This window comes from Undibacterium sp. Ren11W (assembly GCF_049340485.1).
In the GTDB taxonomy this organism is placed as follows: Bacteria; Pseudomonadota; Gammaproteobacteria; order Burkholderiales; family Burkholderiaceae_D; genus Undibacterium.
In genome coordinates this window covers 171921-195902 of the sequence record NZ_JBMPPB010000005.1, presented here as the reverse complement: position 1 = coordinate 195902, position 23982 = coordinate 171921, and the positions used below count along the sequence as shown (strand labels likewise).

The 23982-nt window shown below is 51.9% G+C and carries 27 protein-coding genes and 1 pseudogene; 27 read left to right on the top strand and 1 reads right to left on the bottom strand.

The window, feature by feature from the left end; all coding sequences use genetic code 11:
• Positions 1–28: 28 nt before the first annotated feature.
• Positions 29–493, top strand: a complete 465-nt coding sequence (locus ACO0K8_RS13345) for a group I truncated hemoglobin (RefSeq protein ID WP_422947146.1) — start codon at positions 29–31, stop codon at positions 491–493.
• A 199-nt stretch (positions 494–692) separates the two neighbouring features.
• Positions 693–1604 carry a 5'-nucleotidase gene (locus ACO0K8_RS13340; protein WP_422947145.1) on the top strand — a complete coding sequence of 304 codons (912 nt, stop codon included), beginning with the start codon at positions 693–695 and terminating at the stop codon, positions 1602–1604.
• 210 nt (positions 1605–1814) lie between these two features.
• Here the strand turns inward: ACO0K8_RS13340 and ACO0K8_RS13335 are convergent, their stop codons facing one another.
• Positions 1815–4127, bottom strand: coding sequence for an NADP-dependent malic enzyme (locus ACO0K8_RS13335; protein WP_422947144.1), 2313 nt, complete (start codon positions 4125–4127; stop codon positions 1815–1817).
• A gap of 393 nt (positions 4128–4520) precedes the next feature.
• Here ACO0K8_RS13335 and ACO0K8_RS13330 point away from each other — a divergent pair, with 393 nt between their 5' ends.
• From ACO0K8_RS13330 to ACO0K8_RS13210, 25 genes and pseudogenes are all read left to right on the top strand, one after another.
• Positions 4521–5000: a rubrerythrin family protein gene (locus tag ACO0K8_RS13330; protein WP_422947143.1), complete on the top strand. Its 480-nt coding sequence runs from the start codon at positions 4521–4523 to the stop codon at positions 4998–5000.
• Between the two features lie 69 nt (positions 5001–5069).
• Positions 5070–5234: a rubredoxin gene (locus tag ACO0K8_RS13325; protein ID WP_422947142.1), complete on the top strand. Its 165-nt coding sequence runs from the start codon at positions 5070–5072 to the stop codon at positions 5232–5234.
• Complete coding sequence (locus ACO0K8_RS13320) at positions 5235–6449, top strand: FAD-dependent oxidoreductase (protein ID WP_422947141.1); 1215 nt, start codon at positions 5235–5237, stop codon at positions 6447–6449. It begins immediately after the preceding gene.
• Between the two features lie 533 nt (positions 6450–6982).
• Entirely contained in the window at positions 6983–7483 is a 501-nt protein-coding gene (locus ACO0K8_RS13315) for a hypothetical protein (RefSeq protein WP_422947140.1), read from the top strand.
• 16 nt (positions 7484–7499) lie between these two features.
• Positions 7500–7907 (top strand): hypothetical protein, encoded by a 408-nt coding sequence (locus tag ACO0K8_RS13310; RefSeq protein WP_422947139.1) that lies wholly within the window; start codon positions 7500–7502, stop codon positions 7905–7907.
• Between the two features lie 160 nt (positions 7908–8067).
• Entirely contained in the window at positions 8068–8280 is a 213-nt protein-coding gene (locus ACO0K8_RS13305; protein WP_422947138.1) for a hypothetical protein, read from the top strand.
• Positions 8268–8360 (top strand): annotated as a pseudogene (locus ACO0K8_RS13300) (IS200/IS605 family transposase); the annotation flags it as partial. The gene ACO0K8_RS13305 and the pseudogene ACO0K8_RS13300, both read left to right, overlap by 13 nt.
• 754 nt (positions 8361–9114) lie before the next feature.
• Complete coding sequence (locus tag ACO0K8_RS13295; RefSeq protein ID WP_422947137.1) at positions 9115–9660, top strand: DUF2867 domain-containing protein; 546 nt, start codon at positions 9115–9117, stop codon at positions 9658–9660.
• A gap of 120 nt (positions 9661–9780) precedes the next feature.
• Entirely contained in the window at positions 9781–10791 is a 1011-nt protein-coding gene (locus tag ACO0K8_RS13290) for a carbon-nitrogen hydrolase family protein (RefSeq protein ID WP_422947136.1), read from the top strand.
• A gap of 102 nt (positions 10792–10893) precedes the next feature.
• The gene (locus ACO0K8_RS13285; RefSeq protein WP_422947135.1) at positions 10894–11265 is read left to right on the top strand and encodes a DUF6463 family protein; all 372 of its coding nucleotides are present in this window, start codon (positions 10894–10896) and stop codon (positions 11263–11265) included.
• A gap of 517 nt (positions 11266–11782) precedes the next feature.
• On the top strand, positions 11783–12028 hold the full coding sequence (locus ACO0K8_RS13280) for a DUF6868 family protein (RefSeq protein WP_422947134.1): 246 nt from the start codon (positions 11783–11785) through the stop codon (positions 12026–12028).
• A 156-nt stretch (positions 12029–12184) separates the two neighbouring features.
• Positions 12185–12481 carry a hypothetical protein gene (locus ACO0K8_RS13275; RefSeq protein WP_422947133.1) on the top strand — a complete coding sequence of 99 codons (297 nt, stop codon included), beginning with the start codon at positions 12185–12187 and terminating at the stop codon, positions 12479–12481.
• A 91-nt stretch (positions 12482–12572) separates the two neighbouring features.
• Positions 12573–13001 carry a hypothetical protein gene (locus ACO0K8_RS13270; protein WP_422947132.1) on the top strand — a complete coding sequence of 143 codons (429 nt, stop codon included), beginning with the start codon at positions 12573–12575 and terminating at the stop codon, positions 12999–13001.
• A 163-nt stretch (positions 13002–13164) separates the two neighbouring features.
• On the top strand, positions 13165–13581 hold the full coding sequence (locus tag ACO0K8_RS13265; protein WP_422947131.1) for a hypothetical protein: 417 nt from the start codon (positions 13165–13167) through the stop codon (positions 13579–13581).
• 514 nt (positions 13582–14095) lie between these two features.
• Positions 14096–15298 carry a hypothetical protein gene (locus ACO0K8_RS13260; protein ID WP_422947130.1) on the top strand — a complete coding sequence of 401 codons (1203 nt, stop codon included), beginning with the start codon at positions 14096–14098 and terminating at the stop codon, positions 15296–15298.
• 496 nt (positions 15299–15794) lie between these two features.
• Positions 15795–16280 carry a VOC family protein gene (locus ACO0K8_RS13255; protein ID WP_422947129.1) on the top strand — a complete coding sequence of 162 codons (486 nt, stop codon included), beginning with the start codon at positions 15795–15797 and terminating at the stop codon, positions 16278–16280.
• Between the two features lie 95 nt (positions 16281–16375).
• Positions 16376–16846, top strand: coding sequence for a hypothetical protein (locus tag ACO0K8_RS13250; protein WP_422947128.1), 471 nt, complete (start codon positions 16376–16378; stop codon positions 16844–16846).
• Positions 16847–16957: 111 nt separating this feature from the next.
• The gene (locus ACO0K8_RS13245; RefSeq protein WP_422947127.1) at positions 16958–17647 is read left to right on the top strand and encodes a VIT1/CCC1 transporter family protein; all 690 of its coding nucleotides are present in this window, start codon (positions 16958–16960) and stop codon (positions 17645–17647) included.
• 93 nt (positions 17648–17740) lie between these two features.
• On the top strand, positions 17741–18916 hold the full coding sequence (locus ACO0K8_RS13240) for a serine hydrolase domain-containing protein (RefSeq protein WP_422947126.1): 1176 nt from the start codon (positions 17741–17743) through the stop codon (positions 18914–18916).
• An 858-nt stretch (positions 18917–19774) separates the two neighbouring features.
• Positions 19775–20167, top strand: a complete 393-nt coding sequence (locus ACO0K8_RS13235) for a hypothetical protein (RefSeq protein WP_422947125.1) — start codon at positions 19775–19777, stop codon at positions 20165–20167.
• Positions 20168–20259: 92 nt separating this feature from the next.
• Positions 20260–20439: a GrpB family protein gene (locus tag ACO0K8_RS13230; RefSeq protein ID WP_422947124.1), complete on the top strand. Its 180-nt coding sequence runs from the start codon at positions 20260–20262 to the stop codon at positions 20437–20439.
• Between the two features lie 178 nt (positions 20440–20617).
• Positions 20618–21232, top strand: coding sequence for a GyrI-like domain-containing protein (locus tag ACO0K8_RS13225; protein WP_422947123.1), 615 nt, complete (start codon positions 20618–20620; stop codon positions 21230–21232).
• 95 nt (positions 21233–21327) lie between these two features.
• The gene (locus ACO0K8_RS13220) at positions 21328–21735 is read left to right on the top strand and encodes a DUF1801 domain-containing protein (RefSeq protein ID WP_422947122.1); all 408 of its coding nucleotides are present in this window, start codon (positions 21328–21330) and stop codon (positions 21733–21735) included.
• Positions 21736–22151: 416 nt separating this feature from the next.
• Positions 22152–23237, top strand: a complete 1086-nt coding sequence (locus ACO0K8_RS13215) for an SGNH/GDSL hydrolase family protein (RefSeq protein WP_422947121.1) — start codon at positions 22152–22154, stop codon at positions 23235–23237.
• 21 nt (positions 23238–23258) lie between these two features.
• A complete protein-coding gene (locus ACO0K8_RS13210) occupies positions 23259–23945 on the top strand; it encodes a hypothetical protein (protein WP_422947120.1) in 687 nt (228 codons plus the stop codon).
• The last annotated feature ends 37 nt before the right edge of the window (positions 23946–23982 follow it).

Genomic DNA, 23982 nt, shown 5'->3' with positions numbered 1-23982 from the left:
CGTCCCCACCCTATTCTGAGAGCACAACATGCACACATTTTTTAAAACAACAATTCGCCAAATCCTCTGCGCCCTGGCGCTCATCGCTGGCAGCGCAGTCAGCGCCCAAGCTCAAACTCAAACTCAAACTACGAGCGAGAATGCCGTGTATCTGGGTCTGGGTGAAAAAGCCGGCATCGACAAAATCGTCGCCGATTTTATCCCGCTGATCCTGGCCGACCAGCGCATTAATCAATTTTTTTCTAAGCTAGACAAACCGCAATTTGCCGCCCTGCTGGCCGATCAGTTCTGCGAATTGGCTGGTGGCCCTTGCAAATATCAGGGCCGCGATATGTACAGCACCCATGACGGCATGGGCATCAGCAACGCCCACTTCAACGCCTTGGCGGAAGACCTGCAAATCGCCATGGAGAAAAATAATATCACCTCGTCAGTGTCGAACAAGCTGGTCGCCAAACTGGCACCTATGCAACGCCCTATCGTCAGTAAATAAACGGATTAGCAGGGCAATATGCGAGTACGATAATTGAGTACAAAAGCGCGCCTTGCCTTACACTGGAGGATTCTGATTATTCAAACATAGGACTTACGCAAAATTGTTCCAGCTAGGCGTAGCGCCGAAGACAGTACATTAGTACGACAAGGCGGATACAACGACGCTGGGGCGGTTTTGCGTAAGTCCTAAAACAATCATGGCCTTCTCTCTCGATCATCTTCTCGTCATTGGTATCTCTTCGCGCGCCCTGTTTGATCTGGAGGCGGAAGAGACAATCTTCCAAAATCAGGGGCTCGATGCTTACCGCCAGCATCAGTTAGAAAATGAAAATGCAGTGCTTAAACCTGGTGCCGGTTACTCACTGGTGAAGGCTCTGCTCAAACTCAATAGCCTCACACCGGGACATAGACTGGTGGAAGTGGTGATCATGTCGCGTAACTCGTCCGAGACTTCTCTGCGTATTTTCAACTCGATAGAACATTACGGCCTCGACATCAGCCGCGCCGCCTTGTCGGGTGGTGCGCCGCTGACCCCGTATCTGCAAGCCTTTAACATCAGCCTGTTTTTGTCCTTGCATGAAGACGATGTACAAGCCGCGATTAATTCTGGGGTGGCCTCCGCCCTGCTGTATCAATTACCGGAGAACGCCGCCGATCTGGAACAAATCCGCATCGCCTTCGATGGCGACGCCGTGATTTTTTCAGATGAGTCTGAGCGCATCTACCAGGAACAAGGGATAGAAGCATTTGAAGCGCACGAGCGCGCCAATGCCAAGCAGCCGCTACCGGCCGGGCCTTTCGCACGTTTATTGGTGGCGCTCTCTTACTTGCAAAATAATTTCAAGACACCGGATGGCCGCGCTTTTCCGCTACGCACGGCGCTGGTGACGGCGCGCTCTTCACCGGCGCACGAGCGCGTGATACGCACCCTGCGCGCCTGGAATATCGCGATCGACGAAACCTTCTTCATGGGCGGCGTGAATAAATCGGCGGTGCTGGCGGCGTTTCAGCCGCATATGTTTTTTGATGACCAGCACGGCCACTGCATCAAAGCGGCCAGCGTAGTGCCGACCGGTCGCGTACCCATCAAGCAGGACCTGGCGCAATAAATACATATACTCCCCTAAAAATTTATAAAATACTGCCGTTTGCGCACATAGATATTGCGCAGTTTAAATTTACTCAGGGGGAGTATGCTGAATTTATAGTGAAGCTCAGGCTGCGATATGCTCAGTCCATAAAAAAATCCAGATGCTTTTGCCAGCATCTGGATTTTTATTTGGCTGAAACTAGGTACAGCCTGGTCGACTACAAATAGCTCAACGCTGTGCCAAAATATCCACCACACACAAGGCGGTCATGTTGACGATGCGGCGTACCGTGGCCGATGGTGTCAGAATGTGCACGGGTTTGGCGCAACCTAGCAAGATAGGGCCGATCGCGATATTGTTACCTGCTGTGGTTTTCAGCAGGTTGTAGGCAATATTGGCGGCATCGATATTTGGCATCACCAGCAAATTAGCGTCGCCATGCAGGGTCGAGCCTGGCATCATTTTTTTGCGGTAAGCGGTATCGAGGGCGGTGTCGCCGTGCATCTCGCCGTCAACTTCCAGATCCGGTGCATCGCGCTGGACTATTGCCAAAGCAGCGCGCATTTTCTGCGCTGATTCGCTATTACTGGAACCAAAATTCGAATGTGACAGCAAGGCCGCTTTTGGCTGCAAACCAAAGCGACGCATTTCTTCGGCCGCCAAAATCGTGATCTCGGCGATTTGCTCGGCGCTAGGGTTTTCATTGATGTGGGTATCGACCAGCACCAACTGACGATCCGGCAAGACCAGCGCATTCATGGCGGCGTAGACATTCACGCCTTCACGCTTGCCCAAAACTTGATTGACGTAATTAAGATGCAGGCCAGAAGTACCAAAGGTTCCGCAAATCATACCGTCGGCATCGCCCTTATGGATCATCATGGAACCGATCAGGGTGTGACGACGGCGCATCTCTAGTTTGGCGTAAGGTTCGGAGACGCCCTTGCGGCAAGTCATCTTATGGTAGGTTTCCCAGTAGTCGCGATAACGGGGATCGAACTCGGGATTAATCACCTCAAAGTCGACCCCGGCTTTCAGGCGCAGGCCGAACTTCTCTATGCGCTGCTCTAAAATATGCGGACGACCGACCAGGATAGGGCAAGCTAATTTCTCATCCACGATCACCTGCACCGCACGCAAGACGCGCTCTTCTTCGCCCTCGGCGTAGACGATACGCTTACGTTCTTTAGGCGCTTTCTTAGCGATCTGGAACAAGGGCTTCATGAAAGTACCGCTGTGATACACGAAGGTCTGCAATTTATCGACATACGCTTGCATGTCCTTAATCGGACGCGCTGCGACACCGGATTCTTCGGCCGCCTTGGCCACTGCTGGCGCAATCTTGATCAAGAGACGCGGATCAAACGGCATAGGGATCAGGTATTCAGGGCCGAAAGACAGATTGCTGATGCCATAGGCAGAGGCGACGATATCGGATTGTTCGGCTTGCGCCAGATCGGCGATCGCCCGCACTACCGCAATCTCCATCTCACGCGTGATGGTAGTCGCGCCACAATCTAAGGCACCGCGGAAAATGTAAGGGAAGCACAGTACGTTATTCACCTGATTCGGGTAATCCGAACGGCCAGTGGCCATCACGGCGTCGTCGCGTACCGCTTTGACTTCTTCCGGTAAAATTTCTGGAGTCGGGTTGGCCAACGCCAGTATCAAAGGCCGGGCCGCCATGCGCGCCACCATCTCTGGTTTTAACACGCCACCGGCAGACAAACCGAGGAATATATCCGCACCGTCGATAATCTCTTTTAAGCTGCGGGCCGTGGTGTCTTGCGCAAAACGCGCCTTGTCCGGATCCATCAGCTCAACGCGACCGGTGTACACCATGCCAGCCAGATCGGTGACAAAAATATTTTTGATAGGGAAGCCCAGATCGACCAGCAGATCAAGACAGGCCAGCGCCGCCGCACCAGCCCCCGAGACCACTAATTTGCAGTGATTGATGTCTTTGCCTACCACCTTCAAACCATTGAGGATAGCAGCACCGACGATAATCGCCGTGCCATGCTGATCATCATGAAAGACGGGGATCTTCATCTTGTCGCGCAATTGGCGTTCGATATAAAAACACTCAGGTGCTTTGATGTCTTCCAGATTGATGCCGCCGAAGGTCGGTTCCAGCGCAGCGATGATGTCGACCAGTTTATCCGGATCGAGCTCATTGATCTCGATATCAAAGACATCGATACCAGCGAATTTTTTAAACAGGACGCCCTTACCTTCCATCACAGGCTTGGAAGCGAGCGGGCCGATATTACCCAGCCCTAAGACCGCCGTACCATTGGTGATAACGCCGACTAAATTGCCGCGCGCTGTGTACTTAAAGGCATTGGCCGGATCGGCGACGATTTCTTCGCAAGGCGCGGCCACACCGGGGGAGTAAGCAAGCGCCAGATCACGTTGATTCGTCAATTGTTTGGTAGGAGTGACGCTGATTTTGCCCGGAGTAGGAAACTCGTGATACTCAAGCGCGGCCTGGCGTAACTGTTGACGTAATAGTTCTTTTTGATCTGACGATGAATCCATGCTGGTCGATTCCTTCTTGTTAGCTTACTAAAAACTTACTATTGGCCTGTGATTCTAGCAGACCGAAGCTTTCAACTTCATACGTATTTGTACGAACTTCATGATTTTTTTGCATAAGCAAATAATCATTTTCGGTGTAGGAATTATCGGTAAGTAGGACGTCAAGCCAGGCTATAGTCAGTCAATATAGTAATTAACTATCAAATAGATTAAATCAATTGCTTTTACAAATATCATCCTCAGACCTAAGATGGGAACCAATCCGCAGCAAACAGAACATCAGCAGCAGATAGGCAACACATAAGCAACGCATAAGCAGCACAGCAACACAAGAAAAAACGCAACACACCGTCATTTTACCAAGCTTGCAGTTTCGACCACCAGGAGAGCAATATGAGTAACACAGCCACCCCATCCGTCACCATCCAAAACCTCGAAGCCGCCTTTGCCGGTGAGTCGATGGCGCATATTAAATACCGTTACTTCGCTAAACTGGCACGCGCTGCCGGTGCCGAAGACATCGCGCTGGCATTTGAAGCGACTGCCGAGCAAGAAGTCATGCACGCTTTCGGCCACCTCGATTTACTCTACCCAAAAGCCCAGATGACGCCACAACGTGCGCTAGAGATCGCGATTGAAGGCGAGACCTATGAATATACAGAGATGTATCCAAAGTTCCGCCACCTGGCAGTAGAAGAAGGCCAGCACGCTGCCGTAGCCGAATACGATGAACAAATCGCCGAATCGAAAGAGCACGCAGAAAACTTCCAGCGCACGCTGGAAATCGCCGCAAAACGTTTCGCCGCCTTAGCCAAAGTGGAAGAGCGTCATGCCAATCATTATCGCGGTGTGTTAGCAGCCAATCCTGCTTAATTCGCCTGCTTAATTCGCCGGCTTAATTGAGCTAAACCACAATATTTAATTACTCTAGGAATTTACATCATGAAAACATATCAATGCGTCGTTTGCGGTTTCATCTATGAAGAAGCTTTGGGCTTGCCAGCAGAAGGCATCGCCGCCGGCACACTCTGGGTAGATATCCCGGAAGACTGGGAATGCCCGGATTGCGGCGTCGCCAAGGCTGACTTCGACATGGTGGAAATCTAAATGCATAACACCATCATCATCGGTAGCGGCATGGCCGCCTACAGCGTAGCGCGCGAATTACGCAAACTCGATAAAGAGCGGCCCCTCTTGATCATCAGCAGCGATGATGGTGGTTTTTACTCCAAGCCCATGCTGTCGAACGCCTTTGCGCAAAACAAACAGGCGGCGCAACTGGTCAGCCAGAGTGCCGCGCAAATGGCCGAGCAGCTCAAGGCCACGATCTTGCCGCACACCGTGGTCACGCAGATTACGCCCGCAACTAAAACCATCAGCACCAGCGCTGGCGATTTTGAGTACGACAAACTGGTGATCGCAGTTGGCGCCCAGCCCATCCGTTTGCCGATAGCCGGCGACGCGGCCGCGCAGGTTTTATCGGTGAATAATGTTGCGGATTACGCTGCCCTGCGCCAGCGCATCAGTGCGCATGGCGACGCCTGCCGCATCACAATACTCGGCGCAGGTTTAATCGGCTGCGAGTTTGCCGATGATCTGGCGGGGGCCGGGCATCTGGTCACCCTGGTCGATCCGAATCCTTTGCCATTGGCGGCACTGGCACCCAAGCCGATTTCTATCGCGCTGCAATGCGCGCTGGAGCAACGCGGAGTACAGATGCAATTAGGCAGCACCGCCGCCAGCATAGATATCTCCAGCAATAGCCACGCCAGCAGCAGCCCGGTCTTGCAAGTCAAACTGAGCAACGGCAGCACATTTGAAACCGATCTGGTCTTGTCGGCAGTAGGTTTGCGCCCCGATCTGCGTCTGGCGCAAGCGGCTGGCCTCGCCACCGAGCGCGGCATCCTGGTCGACACCACCGGCATGAGCAGCGCGCCCGACGTGTATGCGCTGGGCGACTGCGCCCAATACACCAATCCGCTAGACGGTAGCCGCCCGGTATTGCCCTACATCGCCCCCATCATGACGGCAGCGCGCGCCATTGCAATGAGCTTAACGGGCCAGATCACACAAATAGAACTAAAGCCCGTCCCGGTCATCGTCAAAACCCCGAGCTACCCTATCGCCCTAATCGCCCCCGCCCCACCGCTTGCGGCACTAGGCCAGTGGCAACACGAACAAAACGACGGTATCACCATCTGCCGTTTTTACGACGCAGAGCAACGCATGACAGGCTTTGCCGTCGCCCCGCAAGACGCTAAACACCGCGCCGCCTTGTTGGCAGAAATGAGTGCAGCAACACCAGCCAAGCTGGTAGCCTGAACAAGGTAATAGTAGCCTGCGCCGTAAAATATTTGCGGTGCAGGCTGTAATGCCGTTCAGTTAAACCTTGTCCTATGTATCGTCATTCCCGCGAAGGCGGGAATCGGGCGACGTAAAAGCCTAAAGACACTGGATCCCTGCCTACGCAGGGATGACACCTAGACGGATTGGAGCTTAACTGAACGGCATTACGATGCAGGCTGTGCTTACCAAAGCCCAATAGCAGCTAGCCCAACGCGCATAGTCCATGCGCTTCTCCAAGCACTTAGGCCTGCGAGCCGCATGGGATATGCGCGTTGGCAGGGGTGCTAGTTGAATCCATATAGCGCAATACGTTTGCAGCTATTGTGGCCTTAGGAATCCAAGCACAATTAATTATCAAATTACTAGCACTACAGAAAGCGCATCGCTTACAATCCCCAGTGTGACCGCCACGGAGGCGGTTCAGTCCAACAAGGTTTATCCGCCGCAAGCAGTCCGCGGATTTTATTTTGCGTTCCGATGCGGCGGATAAACGCTATTCGTTAGCGGCTATGAATAAAAATTCTTTTACGCGTATCGTCAGCATTGGAATTGTAGGTCAAGTTCTTTGCTTCTTAATTGTTGCGATTATTGGCCAACTTGTCGTTCCTTGTTGTCGCAATATGTCGCCTGAAGTTCCAATGTGGTTTTCGTATTTATCATCACCACTGTATTTTTTTAGTATTCTTGTTCCGGGATATTTTATAGGTAGGCTTGAGCACAGCCGTTTCGCATTTGCAGGAATTATTGTTGGAGCTGTCGGTTCTATAATATGGAGTGTTATAGGCGCATTCTTGATGCTTCAAATTTTTCCTGAGCGTGCGGTAAGTGAATTGGGCACTATTTCGAGCGTCCTACATAGCATTGGCAGTTTGGAGGTTATGTTTTCTTTTGCTATTACTGCGTCATGTCAGGGATTGGCAGCTTGCACCGCAGCTTGTGCTGGACACGTTTTTAGCGCTAACCATGCATTCGAGCGGGACGCGTCAGAATCCCCGCGCCCTTCAATTTAATCGTTAGACCAACACGATGTTTGTCTTTCACGGTACTGACGGTGAAAACGCGAAGCGCTATGTTTGCGCGGGTATCGACGCTCACCTCTTGCGTACTCGTGCATATCACGGTCCCCAAGATAAAGAGCCGGGCTTGTTTGTCACACCCCGATTTGACGTAGCAAGAAGATTCGGGCTCTACGTGATTCAGATTGAAGTCGAGTTATCTGAATTGAGCGTTCCTCCGGCGCTCCGTCAAGCAGGCGCATCGCTCGAACAAGCTTTGACAGCTTCATTTGAACCCCAAGCGCTCATAACCTCGCGTATTGAGCCGAGCCGGGTCAGCATTGTCGAGTCGCAGGCAAACAATTATTCCTTCAATCCGTTCGATGATTCAGTACCACTACAAGGCATTCATGATGACGATACCGGTAGCATGGCCTAACCCGGCGCTCAACCTCGCTCCCTTCAGTCGCTGGACGCTGCGCGATAAAGCCGCGCAGTTCCGGGTAGCTCAACGTTGAGGCTGTATTTAAAGTCCAAAACGTGTAAACGAATCGAACACTGTAAACCTTAGATCTTCAAACGTTTTTTTGAAGATCAGCATGGCACGTTACAAGATTATTGATCACAATCCCAAGTTCATCCCCGTGGTGCTTGATGCGCAACTCATGGCTGGCAGTTTTGAATATGCGCTCGACTACCTGATCGACAACGAACTCGATTTATCGCGCTTTGATAAGCGCTACAAAAATGATGACACCGGTGCCCCCGCGTATGCACCTGCTGTGATGCTCAAGATTGTGTTACTCGCTTAGGCCGAGATGAGGAAGTGATCCGCAACGACATCCGGCATCAAGAGAAGGAAGATGAGCGATTGGAGCAGCTTGGGCTGTGGAGCCAAGTTGCCGCCGATTCGGTGGCGCCAAGAGTTGGGGTTGCGTTAGCGACCCCGTTTAGCTGCTTTGAGCGACTCAACATTTTGAAAATCCCCGCCTTTGCCGGGGGATGGTTATTTCACTTGCTCAACAGTTAACCCAACGGAGTGGCAATTCGCGCGTATCTGCCGTGGTCCACGGCGAGCCAACTTTGGCATAAATTTCTCAATTTACGATATTTACTATTATTTAAATGATGTTTTATTTAATTTAATGTATAGTTAGATCATAATATTCAGTCAATATGGATATCACTTTCGACAACAGGGAGGATTTCATGGCTAACACTGCGTCCTGGTTCATGTTTTTCTGGGAATCGGCCACATCGCCTTTGGTTTAATGCGCTACCAGGCTCCTGTTGTCGATGCAGTGACCGCTGGCTTCATCGACAAGTTAGAAATCAAAAGATGTAGCTCTGATTAGCAAGGCTGAAAACGTCATCAATAAATTTAAGCAACATGAAAGGAAATCCTATGGAAAAGTTAAATTACTGGTACTTAGGCGCAACATTGCTGTGCTTGTTCATGATGGGGATGCAAATATTCGTTGGCGGCCCGCAATTGCATGCACCGATTCAACAAAGCTCACTACCTCCGGGCATTCGGGCAGTTGCGCAAGTTGCTTGGCATTCCGTGACCACAGTCTATGGGTTGATGGTTGCTGCTCTACTCTTTCTATTCATGAAACCTCAGAAACAAACTATTGGACGCATACATGTCAACCGAACACCATCACGCAACATCTGTGTCGCTTCCTCCTGAGTCGGCGATTGCTAAAGCCTACGTATCGATGAATCTCGCAGATGCCTACTCGATCGAGCTTCCACCCGGAGCGTCGACCAATCCCGAATTGTTGGCGAGGTTTATCTTCGCTCACCAAGCGCCCTGGATCAGCAGCCTCATGGCGGTTCGAGACGCGGTCGTGGCCGGTTTCGGCCTCAAGACAGCTAAGCATCTCGCATCACTGGAGGCGAAAAGCGGAACGGGCCGACTCGGCATCTTTAAGATCTACAGCATAAGTCCAACTGAAGTTGTTCTTGGAGAAGACGACCAGCACCTGGACTTCAGGCTCTCTGTTCTGTGTTCCGGTCAGTCATCGCCGGGAGCTAAACGTCACTTGATTCTGTCGACCGTTGTCCATTGCCACAATCGCTTAGGTCGTCTCTATATTTTTCTCATTGCCCCGTTTCATCGCTTAGTCGTTCAATCCAATCTTCGTAGTGCGGCACGGATCGGTTGGCCGTCGGCGACGGAGGCGTAAGCCAAAGTCCAAATCATCATGCGCGGCCAACTGAGGTCTAACCCTTCCATCGGGCGGACGTCTTCCTGGTAGCTTCGCCCGCTTCTAGCCGCCGCTCATGTCAAACGTTGGGAGTCTTAAATGAACATGCATATGAAACCGAAAACACTCATCGTCGCGACAGTTCAAGTCGCCTGTCAGCTTGGTAACCGCAATAGCAATCTTGCGAATGCAGAGCAGTACATACTGCAGGCGGGGCAAAAAGGTGCCAAGCTGGTTCTCTTGCCAGAGATGATGCCGGGTGGATATACGCTCAATGAATCGATCTGGGAGACGGCAGAACCCTTCGATGGACCGTCTACGCAGTGGATGCGTGAGCTTTCAAAGCGCTGTGCCATCTACCTTGGTACCAGTTTTCTTGAGGCAGATGGTGAAGATTTCTATAACACGTTTGTCCTCACCGGCCCTGAAGGAGAGGTGGTTGCGCGTGTCAGAAAAAGCCCCCCGGCTTCTTTCGAGGCGTATTTCTTTGCTGGGGGTTCTGATTGCCATTGGTTTGATACTCCAATAGGTCGCATTGGGGTTGGCATTTGCTTTGAGAACGCTCTGTATGAACGCTATGCGGAGCTACATCAAGCGGGGATTGATTTGTATCTGCGTCCGTTTTCTGGGGCGTCTTTTGAAGCAAAGTTTCCAGTGCGACAGCTCGACGCAGACGTTCTCAACTCAGCATTGCGGGACGGAACGGCAGAGACGGCCAAGTTGATGGGAATTCCTGTCGTCATGGCGAACAAAGTCGGCCGTTTGATTACTACCCTTCCAGCAGGATTCCCGCCTCAGGATATTGAATTTCCTGGCTTTAGCGCCATCGCCGATAGCGACGGCACGCTCCTAGGGCAACTCGGGCCTGGCGCACAGGGAGTCGTTGTCGGAACCATTCACCTCAAGCCCGAGCGCAAGAAAGCGGAGCTAGTTCCGCGAGTATTCGGACGCTGGACTGCGAAGATGCCTTGGTGGGGATTCATTTGGGTGCTGACCCAAAAAATGGGTGAGAGGGCCTATGCCAAGAGCGCATTGCGTAAATCAAAAGCGCTGGCAGTGACAGAGACGCCCAACCCTTCGTTACAGCGGACTGCCTCCGGCAGCCGCTGAACTCAAAATGTAAGGTGTCACAAATACCAATCTTGTTGTGCACGCAGCGTCGCATGCATAATTCCCAAAATCGCAATTTCACACCCTCAAGTCAGCCTACAGATGCCAAGCACTCTCCTTTCCTCAATCTCAGCGTGGGCGCTTCTGGCGCTCGGCGTGGCTCACATCGCATTTGGCGTCGTCAAGTTCAAAGCACCACTACGCGAAGCGCTCTCTTCGGGTTTCGTAGGCAGGTTCTCAGCGCCAGAACTCCGTCGCACGGCGTTCTGGTTTGTACTCTTTGGGATACCACTCACCCTTGCCGGTCATGTTGCGGTTCTTGCAGCAGGCAATGCCGACCTCGCATTACTCAGAATCATCGGCGCCTATGTGTTCGTGGCGTCACTCATCGGCGTTGCAGCCTTTCCAAAATCACCATTCCCGGCGTCACTTGGCGTGTCGGTCTTGCTGCTTTTGGCTGGGTATGGCTTCTGAGCGCGCGAGGCGAACAAAACGACGGCATCACCATCTGGCGTTTCTACGATGCCCCGTAAGACGCCAAACTGCGCGCCGCCTTGCAGACAGAAATGAGCACAATAAAGCGCGCCAAGCTGGCTGCCTGAGCAAGGTAAAAGTAAGCTGCACTGCAAATTATTTGCAACGCAAACTATGCTTACAAAATCCCGCCAAGCGGCAGGCCCAACGCGCATATTCCATGCGCTTGTTGGCGGCATCGCCCCGCTAGGCCGCATGGGATATGCGCGCTGGCAGGGGGTATTGAGTTCTTTGGCACAATACGTTTGCAGCTATTGAGGCCTTAGGAGTCCAGGCACAATTAATTATCAGATTACTAGCAATACCGCAAACGCATCGTTTACAATCTCCAGCGTGAGCGCTACGGAGGCGGTTCAGTCCAACATGGTTTATCCGCCGCAAGCAGTCCGAGTATCTTATTTTTGCGTTCCGATGCGGCGGATAAACGCTATTCGTTAGGTGTCAAAGGAGGAATCTCGTGCCAGTCAATGAACTCAAGGAAATTTTGCTTTGGTGCGTCGGCATCAACTACGTAATCCTGCTGGTCTGGTTCGGTGTGTTCTTCCTTACCCATGATTGGCTCTTTCGGACGCACACACGCTGGTTCAAGGTGTCGGCCGAGACTTTTGATGCGCTTAACTATGCCGGTATGGCCATGTACAAGATAGGCATCTTGCTTTTCAATTTGGTACCGTGGATCGCTCTTTGCGTTGTCTCGAGATAAAACGCTATGGCAGCCAACCGAAGCTCATCTGCACATGTTCTCGCTTTCCATTCAAACGCTGCGCTCACGCGTCGCTGTAATGTGTTCACATCGAAAGCCTCAGTCGGAGCCAGCGCGTGGCATCTAACCCTTCCATCGAGGGGACGTTAGTCATCCATGAGTATCGAAGAACCGAACTTAGAAAATTATGGCTCGCCAACTTACCCGCTCACACCCGATCCAGAAACAAATATTCGTCTGAGCGCAATTTTGAACGAGGCGGCTCATGTTTTTGATTGGCATGCGGAAGGTTTATGGCGGACGGCGTATAAGGATGGATTTGCGCGCCTGCTCGTGCCGAATATTAGGCTGCATCCGAAATTGATTAGGAGTATTCTAAAACTTAATGATCGCGTTTTCTCAATGGTGGCTTATCGTGCAGTTGAGCTTATCAAGAACAATGTCGATGACTAACAAGACAGTCGACTGGGAATCGCCAATGACGATTTCTCTCTTTTTTAAATATATGGTGGCGGCGATCTCGTCATTTCAGCGTTAGGCCAATATGCAACGACGCATCAGATACTGGGGAATCTGTTTCGCCATTTTGTGTGGCACTTCGACCGCCCACGCTCAGCTCTTTGAGGCAGACTCGAAGCGTTACGGCAATCCAAAAATGGACATCGTCATGACGGAAGTCGAACGGCGACCAAATTCCTCTGTAATTGATATCAAGATTACCTCGATAGGCTCCTCAGTTGGCTCGTCTTTCTTCCTCCTTTGCAGCATTCGTCAACTCGCTCAACTTCGAGGAAATTACCGCTACATAGTCAAACTAGAGGGGACGCCAAAGCTGGGACAAATGCTCATTGGCCTGCTTCGCAGCTCGTCGGAAAAACTATCGGATTTAGGACCAGAATTTGCGAACGTCGACGCACTCAAAGCTGTCATCGATTTAGACCAATTTGCTGAAATATGCGCTTTCACCAAGTAGCAGATTACACTCCAACTCGCCCTCATCGACAGTCAACAGCTGCGCAGCCCCCATCAATAAACGGGCAGCATCAATTTAAAATAATCGATGCGGCGCCATTAATTTCCTTTAAGTTCAAACCGCTCTCATACGCAGCACAGATGTTATTCCGGAGTTTTTATTAATGAAAAAAGTTATTTTTTCTATTGTATCGCTAGTGGTTCTTGCATTTATTGTGGCTTTGCTTGCTGGCTTTGTGCAGAACGAATCTGATTTTGCATTTGGAAATTTTGATAGTTTCGAGGCCACTCTGATCAATAAGGGTGGCCCGCATTCAGCGCAGCGTCGGCCAAGGTATTACCCTGTTTTCTTGTCGCGCAATGGCCAACGCATTAAGCTTGACGTGGGTTTTGTTGCCACGGAGCTCCCGCAGATCGGCGAGACTGTGATGTTGCGCTGCGCTAGAAGCCGGCCTGGAAATTGCAGAACATCGTCAATGCCAGACTTGGACCCAGTTTTTTGGGTGCCTGCAACGATACTGGCATTGCTGCTTAGTGTCGTCTTTTGTGTTTTGGGCTTGAAGCGTATTCAAAAAAAATAAACTGTGTTTTGGGCGTTTATATTTAACGCCTATCATTTACGCCTATCATTAACGTCTATCAAGTGGACTTGCTCCACCTAAGTCCTTAACCAGCAATCAGTAGTACCTCAATCGCCGCCGTATTTCGCCATATCGCATCTCAAAACAGCCCTCTGCCAGCGCGCATATCCGATGCGGGCTGCAGCCCGATGTGCTTGGAAAGGCGCATGGGATATGCGCGTTGGCAGGGGTTACTATTCAAACTCTCGTAGCCGCGCTGCATGTACCCGATTACGCTGCGTTAATCGGGCCTACAACTCCTAACGCATAGTCCCGGCAATTAAAAAAAGCTAAACAGCCACTAAAGGGTCCGCATCGAAATAATAAAGCGAGACTTCCAAATTTAATATGTTTTTTCTAACTGTTCATCCCTAAAAAGCTAAATCCTTGCATAATTGCTACCGTGCAAATGCTTGCTCGCCTATGCGAGAAAAGAAAATGCTAAAGAAAAATCCATGCAAATAACGGGGACATTATGAATAAAAAAATCATTAGTGCATTGGTAGTGAGTTTGTCAGTAACGATCTTGGCGGGATGCGGTGGCGGCAGCGCTAGCAGCGACAGCAACGCGCAGGATGCCAACAGCCAGAACCAAATCAATGCGAGTCTGGTGCCAGTGATATTGCCTGGGCCGATATCATTGAATTCACCCAATCCGCCGACTGGCGACAGCTACGCGATGTCATTGGCGATTCCGCCACGCCACCAGTGGAATGTCAATTACGGTTATTGTGGTGAAGTGTCCTTTATCAGCGCCGGTTTGTATTACGGCCAGTATGTATCGCAATACGCGGCACGCGCTGCCGCGTCGCCGGGCGTGAATCAAAGCGAGTCCAGCAGCCAGCTGTTAATTTCGGTCAACGATTTGACTGCGGCAGCCAATATGCATCTGAATGCACTGGAGTGGAATTGGCAATCCAACACGCTCACGACCAGCCAATATCTAGCCTGGATCAAGGGCTACGTGCTGGCAGGCTATCCGGTGATCATGGGGGTGTACACGAACAGGTTTAAGCCTGGCGGCAACCCAGCGGCCGGCTTTACCAGTTACGACCATATCGTGCCGGTCACTGGTATCGCATCGAATCACCCTTTGGTGCCGGGATTTAATCAGACGTATTACGCCGACGATATTTTGCAACTGAGCGACAACAGCGGCTATAACAATGTCAACTACCCCAATCTGGTGGCGAATCCACCGACGGCTGCCTATTTATTCCAATATGGCTTCGGCGCGTTCCAAATGACACGTGTCCAGGCTAACGCCTCCACTGCGCCGCCGTATTCGCTGGCCTTGCATAGCGACAAGAGTAATCAAAATGTCGCCGTTGCGATCACCGGCGTGATCGATCTGAATAAGGAAACCGTTCCAGTGCGACTGGCTACCGATTTGAATGAGGAAACCCCGGAAATCAGCAATGGAGCGAATACCGCACCAGCAGCAGTACCGTTGACCTTGACCGCGACCGTGTACGGTTTGACCGCCGGGCTTAAATACAATGTGTATGAGTACAACTCGCTGGCAGCCATCCCAAATTCTGCCTTCAACGCCAATGCTGCGGCGGCCGCCCAAAGTTTTACGTTTGTCGCCACGGCTTCTACCTATGTGCTTCCGGCGATAAAAATTATGTCGAATCAGGTAGCCGCGTTCCGCGCTGTGCCGGCATCGGCGCATTAAAGCATGGCCGTAAAATCGCGCATTCGTCAGTATTGATAGTTACGGAAATCGGGTCTTAAAGAATTCCATTTATTTAGTTACTGTTTAGCCCGCTATACAAAGCCCGTCTCCCGCTAGCGGGCGAGGGAGTTTTCCTAGCGGACTGAACAGTTAGCTTTTTTTGCGTGTTAATTCGGAAGTAGCCATACAATGAAGTGATACAAAAAAATTCTGGAAATGCCAGAATTAGATCTTCGCCGAGGGCGTATTCTTTTAATTTTTGTCTTCAGTGTCGCAGACTAGCAGCGAAAAGAAACACCATGTAAAGACGGATGTACACACGCATGACACAACATTGGCGTATAACAAAATGCTGGACCAGGCCGGCCGCGATGCGCTTCAGTATTTTTTAATTTCGTGGTCGCCCGTGCGTTCACCATCGCGTTGTGCCATCAATGCGCAGCGCAGTAAAGCCGTGCCGGAATGGCACAAATTTCTATCTTAATGGAGAAGTGACATGACAACACCAGCCAAGAATACGATTTGCCTTTGGTACGATGGCAGCGCCGAAGATGCAGCGCAGTTTTACGCCAAGACCTTTCCCGATTCGTCCGTCGGTAAGGTGTACCGAGCACCGGGTGACTTTCCGTCAGGGAAGAAAGGGGACGTCTTGACCGTCGAGTTTACTGTGCTGGGTGTTGCCTGCCTCGGGCTCAATGGCGGGCCTGCGTTCAAGCACAATGAAGCATTCTCGTTTCAGGTCGCAACCACCGACCAAGCCGAAACAGATCGCTACTGGAACGCGATTGTCGGTAACGGCGGCCAGCAGAGCGAGTGCGGCTGGTGCAAGGATAGATGGGGATTATCCTGGCAGATCACACCTCTGGCGCTGACAGAGGCGATCGCTGATCCCGATACCGCTGCTGCCAAGCGTGCGTTCGATGCGATGATGACTATGCAAAAAATTGACATCGCCGCGATCGAAGCGGCGCGCCGCGGCTGAGTTGCGGGCCTGGCCTAACAATTCGGTAGAGTGCACGCGGCCTGCTGATTCACTCGCTGCACTCAGCAACTCTCATCGCAAACACTAGATAACAAATGAAAAAACATTCTATTGCCTGGATCTATTTAGCCGGGGTCATTGCCCTGATTGGCGCGGCGATTCACCTAGCTGCTATTTTTTCTGGTGCTGGCTGGTACCGTTTTTTCGGCGCGCCTCCCTTGATTGTCGAATCTGCCAGGTCGGGTACTTTACTCGCGCCAGTTGGGGCTATGCTGATCGCCGCGTTAATGGGGCTTTGCGCAGCGTATGCGTTTTCTGCACTTGGTTTGATTCGTAGAATGCCGCTGCTTCGTCTCATGTTGGCGGGCATGGCAAGCGTTTGCCTGGTTCGCTCTTTCGTGCTGCTGCCTTTGTCGATTTTCCATCCTGAGCTTCGCAACACGTTTGAAGTCGTCGCTGCTGTAGTGTGGGGCCTTGCCGGAATGGGCTTTCTGGTGGGCTACTATCATTCGCGATTGGTAACTACTAAAAATGCTGCCGTAAATGCTGCAGTAAATGCAGTCTGATCAATCATTCACGTGGGTCAGCTACACCGTCCCGTCACATCGTCCGATTGCGCAGTCGCACAACTCAGGCGTTTGACCTCGCAATAAACTTACCATGATACTAAAGGCCTTATGAGACACAGCGAAAGACACAGAACACACCGAACAGGCTGGCTGCGTGCCGCTGTTCTTGGCGCAAACGACGGTATTGTTTCGACCGCCAGCCTAGTCTTGGGGGTCGCGGCCGCCAGTGCAGGCACTCAGGGTATCTTGCTGGCAGGAGTTGCCGGTCTGGTCGCGGGTGCCATGTCTATGGCTGCTGGCGAATATGTATCGGTGAGTTCGCAAGCCGATACCGAGCGCGCGGATCTTGCGAGAGAAAGCCTAGAGTTGGCCGAGAATCCCCAGCAGGAACACGCTGAGCTGGCAGGCATTTACGAGAAGCGCGGGCTAGACAAAAAACTGGCCTCAGAAGTCGCGACTCAATTAACGCAACATAACGCACTGGCCGCGCATGGACGTGATGAGCTAGGCATATCTGACACATTGGCGGCCAAACCTGTGCAGGCGGCGTTAGCCTCGGCGGGAACCTTTGCAGTCGGCGCAGCCCTGCCGCTACTGATGGTGCTCTTACTTCCGGCTTCTGCGCTGATGTGGGGTGTGGCTGCAAGCTCGCTCTTGTTTCTCGCGCTATTGGGTTTTCTGGCGGCACGCACCGGCGGCGCACCCGTGCTTGCGTCTGTCGTTCGCGTTACGTTTTGGGGTGCGCTGGCAATGGGATTGACCGCTGGAGTTGGTGCCCTTTTTGGGGTGGCCGCTTGAGATCCATCATGCCTGGGGGTTTGAGATCCCATCCCTCGCTAAGCCCAAGCCTGTTCGGCTGTGGCAGAACGCTACGCTTAGTCCAGATGCATTATGTCCACACGCACTGTGCATAGACGAATTTTCAGCTTGCTGCTAATCCCTTTCATCAGCATGTTGCAGGGAGCGACGATGATTGACCAAGTTGCAGTAAAACAGCACGCCGCAAGCGAACTGAATGATTACGTTCAATCGGAGCTTCCCGGTCTGCAATACATTGTCGTCAGCGCCGACCAGCTACTGTTCGAGTATGCCGGTGGCTGGGCGGATATCCAGGCGCAGAAGCCGATGACAGCCGATACCACGCTGATGGCCTACTCGATGACCAAGACCTTTACTGCGGTCGCGATGATGCAATTGGCAGAGCGCCACAAGCTCAAGCTGGACGACCAGATCGACCGCTATCTGCCGAATAGCCCCTATCACGGTCACGGCATCAGCCTGCGGCAGCTGCTCACCCACACGGCCGGCGTGCCAAATCCACTGCCGCTACGCTGGGTACATTTGGCCGCCGAGAATGCAGCGTTTAATGAGGCGGATGCACTGGCCACGGTGCTGCGCGACCATCCTGATCTGGCGTTTGAGCCTGGCCGCAAATATGCCTACTCAAATATCGGCTACTGGCTGCTCGGCAAAGTAATCGAACAAGTCAGCGGCCTCACTTATGCAGCCTATGTGCGCGAGAATATCCTCCTGCCTTTACAACTGCCATTGCAGGAAATGGACTTCATCATCCCCGATGCGGCGCATCATGCGAATGGCTATCTCAAGAAATATTCCGTAATGAATTTGGTCAAAGGCTTAGTTATTGACCGCAAGTTCATCGGCGGCTACGAAGGCCCATGGTTGCGACTCAACAACCACTATCTCAACGGCCCCGCTTTTGGCGGTCTGATCGGCACGGCACATGGATTTAGCCGATTCTTGCAAGACCAGTTGCGCAGCGAATCGCTACTGTTAGCGCCGGAGACCAAACGACTATTCGAGACCAGGCAGACCGATAGCGCCGGCCGCCCCATAGCTATGACGCTAGGCTGGCACATAGGCGAAGCGCAAGGCCTCAGTTATTTTTTCAAGGAAGGCGGCGGTGGCGGCTTCCATAGCGAGATGCGGATCTACCCCAGCAAGGGCATAGCAACAGTGGTGCTGGCCAACAGTACAGAGTTTAACTCTAGCCGATTCCTGAACCGCTTTGACCGCAGGTTTTTGCAAGATCGTCGCCCGCAATAAGCAGGCTAGCAGGCGGCAATAACTAGTGACGCTTACGGCCACAAAAACACCGTAAAAATCATATACTCCCCTATTTTTCAAATAATATACGCCACTTGCGCATACAGATAGTGCGTACTAAAAAAACACTAGGGGGAGTATGCTTTAATAGCGATAGCATGTCAGTACCCAAAGGCAAGGCTAAGCTATCCACCTGACCAAGCAGCCCAGACCTCAGCAAGCGCACAGCTCAGGCAAAAAACAAATGGTAACTTTACTAATTTTATTGATAGAATGCACAGCAATCTCTATGTCCCTTTTTTCTCGTGGTGTTTAATCCTTCTTGCTTGAGGCAATCACGATAAGTGTTAAGCGGCATAAGGCTTTGCCGAGACAAACAGCTTGTAACTAAGTTTTTTATCGTTTTTTTCAACATGTGAAAATTAAAATGCGTTACTGCGCATCCTCTCCAACCATGATCGTCAACATACTCGCCGCGCTTCTGACCCTTCTTTCTGCCTACCTCGGCTTCTGGGCTATTTCAGCCAGCGCGCCGTTTTGGTGGTTGGGGTCAGCGGTCGTGCTCGCAGTAGCGATTGGTTTGCTACTCCGCAAGCGCTGGGCTCAGTACGCATGGCACACACTTGCGCTTCTGGCAGTCATTGCTTGGTTGGTCTCGGTCGGTCGCGTGGCCATTTCGGAATGGCCATATTCAAGTGCAATGTCTACCTCGCTCTCGTTGTTCCCAGGTTCTGTGCTCCTATTGGTTTGCATCGGAGGCAGCTACGTCGTAGCCAAGCACTATCGACGCACACAGAATGCACTCTAACCCTTCCTGCAAGCGGGTGTACCTCCAGCACGCGGCAAACGTTGAACATCATGAGCACAAACCCACAGATCACTTTCAAAACTGATTTCTTCAAGCCTATCTCGGGCGAAGATAAGGAAACAAATCCAGGGCGCTTTGGCAAAGCATTGGCTCAGTGGTTGACTGAACACCTTAAACTGCGAGGGGTAGCCGTTGAAGGTGTCATCCCTGAAGATTTTGGTTGGGTTATCATGCTTTCTCGCAAACCATTTTTACTTTGGCTCAGCTGTGGCAACACTGATGGCAGCACAACCGAATGGAGTATTTTTCCCGTCGCGGAAGTTTCAACGCTTCAGCGTCTATTCAACCCTGCTGATCCAGCGCCCGAAATTGAGAAACTGAAAGTTCATCTTTCCGAATTGGTGCTATCTATTCCTGGAGTTTCCGATGTTACCTGGGATTAACTGATGCCTAATCAAGCAGTCGAGGCGAACGACTGTCAAACGGTTTTTCTTCGACCACTTCACCTGTGCCCTCTCACTTCCACGCTAGTCCCATGAAATTACACTCACCAGAGAATTATCAAGCGGAATTGGCAAAGCGCTATGAGCGCGTTGCCGCTAGTCTTCATCTGATTATTCCTTTTGCCAAGCTTGAACACATCGGTTCTTCTTCAGTACCGGGTGCGATTTCCAAGGCTGACCTCGATGTTTGCATGATCGTGAGTGGGGAGTGAATGTACGAGATCGATTTAATTTCGCAATAAAGCAAGACCGTCAGTCGTAAGTAATAATAAGTAACTCAATAGCGCCGATGTATTGCTCGCTTGTTTGCCAGCTTATTTGCCCGTTTGTTTAGCTGGCGTGCGTAACACGATTTTTCATATCGCCTATTTGCCCTCATCAGGAGAATTTGTGGAAAAAATTGATCTCAAGAAGGAACTGAAACACTTGTATTTGGCTTCCGCCAAAGAGGTAGTGCAAGTTCAGGTGCCGCCGCTTAAATTTCTGATGGTGGATGGCGCAGGCGATCCGAACACGTCGCCAGAATACGCCGAAGCGATAGAAGCCCTATTTTCAGTTTCTTACACGGCTAAGTTCATGCTTAAAAAGGGCGAACAGGCTGTAGATTACGCGGTCATGCCGCTAGAAGGCTTATGGTGGGCGGACGACATGTCCGTCTTCGCAAGCGAGGACAAATCGCAGTGGCAATGGACGATGATGATCATGCAGCCATCCTTTGTCGCAGACACGGTGATTGAAGCGGCGATTGCCGAGGTCAAAAAGAAGAAGGCCCTGTCCGCGATCAGCCGCTTGCGGCTAGAATCATTCACAGAAGGCCTATGTGCCCAAGTGCTGCACCTTGGCCCGTTCGCTGAAGAGGGCCCGACGATACAACGCCTACACGATTTTATCGATGGGCGCTCCGCCCGAGTGGGGAAACATCATGAGATTTACCTCAGTGATATTCGACGCGCAGATCCTAAAAATTGGAAAACCATCATTCGCCATCCTATGCAGGCCGGCTAAGCCCCGATCGCGGCGGCTGTTGGCATTGCAGGGCGCTGGAATTTATGCGGCGTCTTTTGCCGCCGCAACAAATAATTCTGTAATTGGAAGTGCATATGAAAAAATCCGACGCTAAGCTAGAGCAGTCAGCCACCGAGCTGATCTCACAAAAAATCGCCGCGCTCGCCGACTGGCGCGGCGATACGCTGAGCCGGATGCGCCAGCTCATCCAACAAGCAGATCCCGATGTGGTCGAAGAATGGAAATGGATGGGCACGCCGGTGTGGTCGCACCAGGGCATCATCTGTACCGGCGAAACCTACAAGGATAAAGTCAAGCTGACCTTCGCCAAGGGTGCGTTTTTACACGATAGCAACGGCCTATTCAACGCCAGTCTGGACGGCAACTTACGGCGTGCGATCGACATCTACCAAGGACAGGAAGTGGATGAAACGGCTTTCCAGCAGCTAGTCTTGCTCGCCGTGGCGCTAAACCGCGCTGGCAAGGCGAAGCCGGCTAAGTAAGCGTAATCCGCCACCACATTCCCCCGCCAAGACGCATAGCCCATGCGCCTCTGCAAGCACTCTGGCCGGTAAGCCGCATGGACTATGCGCGCTGGCAGCACCTCTCTCATAAAAACATCGCTTTCCCATTTTAGAGTTTAAATACTAATTCTACGTAGAGTGTTTCTACATAAGGGATTTAATTAAAAAGCAAGATTTTTTCGTGCGAATTTTGCTGCAATGCAAATTGACAGAGCAGGCGCTTAGTTTCAATACTTGCCGTCGATCAGATACAAAATGCCCATCACAAAAACTTCGTGGAAAACGCATTTCCTGATTGTTGTTGCTGTCGTTGTTGCTGCTGCTATCAATTTTCAAACGCCATAGTCTTAGAAAAAATAAAAATTATCCCTAGGTTATAAAAACAGGAGACAAAGATGAAGATGAGATTTCGTACTGCTATACGCACGCTGTTACCCATTACCGTACTGGCATTAGGCGCGCAAGCTGCCGCCAGCACTCTGAACCAAAATGTATCGTGGACCATAGACCGGGCTGGCACCACCAGCAAATACCGGGTGGTTGCCTATGGCGATTCTATCTATGCCGGTTACAACGGCTCTACCGTCAACGCGGCTAAATATGCGGCGCCCACCGTGGATGCCGAATACATGTCGGCTCTGTGGAACGCCGATATCGAGAGCGTACGCCGTACCAAATCCGGTGCGATTGCCTCGGATGTGTATAACAACAAGATCGTCGCCGAACGCTCTTACATGCAAGCCAGCAACACCCGCGTGGTCACCTTCGAGATGTGCGGCAATGATGGCTTGCAGGCGCGCTCTAGCTTCAAATCTCAGACCGGCACCTGCGATTACAGTGTACTGACGGCCGCTGAGGCAAGCTGCAAGACTTATGTAACGGCCGCGATGGATTACATCAACGCCAACGCTTATTCCGGCGTCAAACTGAAAGTAATCTCTAACCTGCACTACCCTGGCTATGCAGCGGATAATACCCAGAGTTCCTGCAAAGATGCGAGCACTGGAGCCACGGTTAAGATGCAAGACAAATTTTTGCCTTCCATCGCCAGAATTAACTTCATGATGTGCGATGTGGCGCGCCAAAAAGGCTTCCAATGCGCTGACAATTTCGCCCAGTACATGGGGGCTGATTACGATAGCAATGGCGACGGACAGATCGATTCTAGCGCGCTGCGCTATGTGCTCGGCGAGAGCGAAGCTAGCTATGTGACGCGTACGCTAACCACACTGCGCTCTACCATACGCGATGCCAACACGCATTTTGTATCCGCTGGCAGCAGCTACGATTACATCCAGTCTGATGATACCCATCCAACTTACACCGGCAGCACAGTTACCGCTGGTTTGTTTGGCGGTAGCACCGGTACTGGCGCGCCACGCTACACCTCGTTTGTGAGCGGAAAAAATCCGATCTGGAATCAATACGGCCACGAGCGCATGGGTTGGGCTATCTCGACCTTCAACCCGGCAGCACCGTAATTCTCCGGAGCCAGTAATCTCTTGGATACACCACGTAGTTCTAAGCCCGCGCCGACCGAGAAGAATACGGTTGTTGCGGGCCAGCTCTGGAGCCCCTCACGGGGCTATCTCATCATCGCCCTGCTGCTGGTTGCAGGCGGGCTATGTTTTTTCTTCTTTCAATTGATGTCCGCTTCCACTACGGACGAGGCCCAGGCTGACAGCGCCAGCAACGCAGCGAGCTCGTCAACGGTAGCGAGCACGGCGCAATCGGTTCAGACGACATCCTCGCCTCCCATTGTGCAAGCGGCGACGGTGCCAGCGGTGCCTGTAGTTGAAGGCGATGCCGACCCTACACGTGACTTGAAACATTATGTGGCACGCGGAGAAAAGCCGACTATGCCCGAGGTGATAGAACGCCTGCATCAGGCTGGCATCCATACCGGCCTGGGTGCGTTCTCGCCGCCAGGTACCCGCCCGCCCCTGGTTGGGCTGGCCGTACCCGAAGATTTTGTACTGCCGCCAGGCTATGTACGCCATCACCAGGCCACCGACGACGGCCAGCGCATAGAGGCGATCCTGATGTTTGCGCCGGACTATCAACCACTCGACTCCGCGAATAAACCGATAGCCCTACCGAAAGACCGCGTGGTGCCGCCCGAGCTGGCACCGCCCGGGCTACCCAATCGACGCATCGTGGTCCCTGCGCCCATAGAAGCCGCCAAATGACATTTTCTTGATGCGCCCATTCAACACGCATGACACT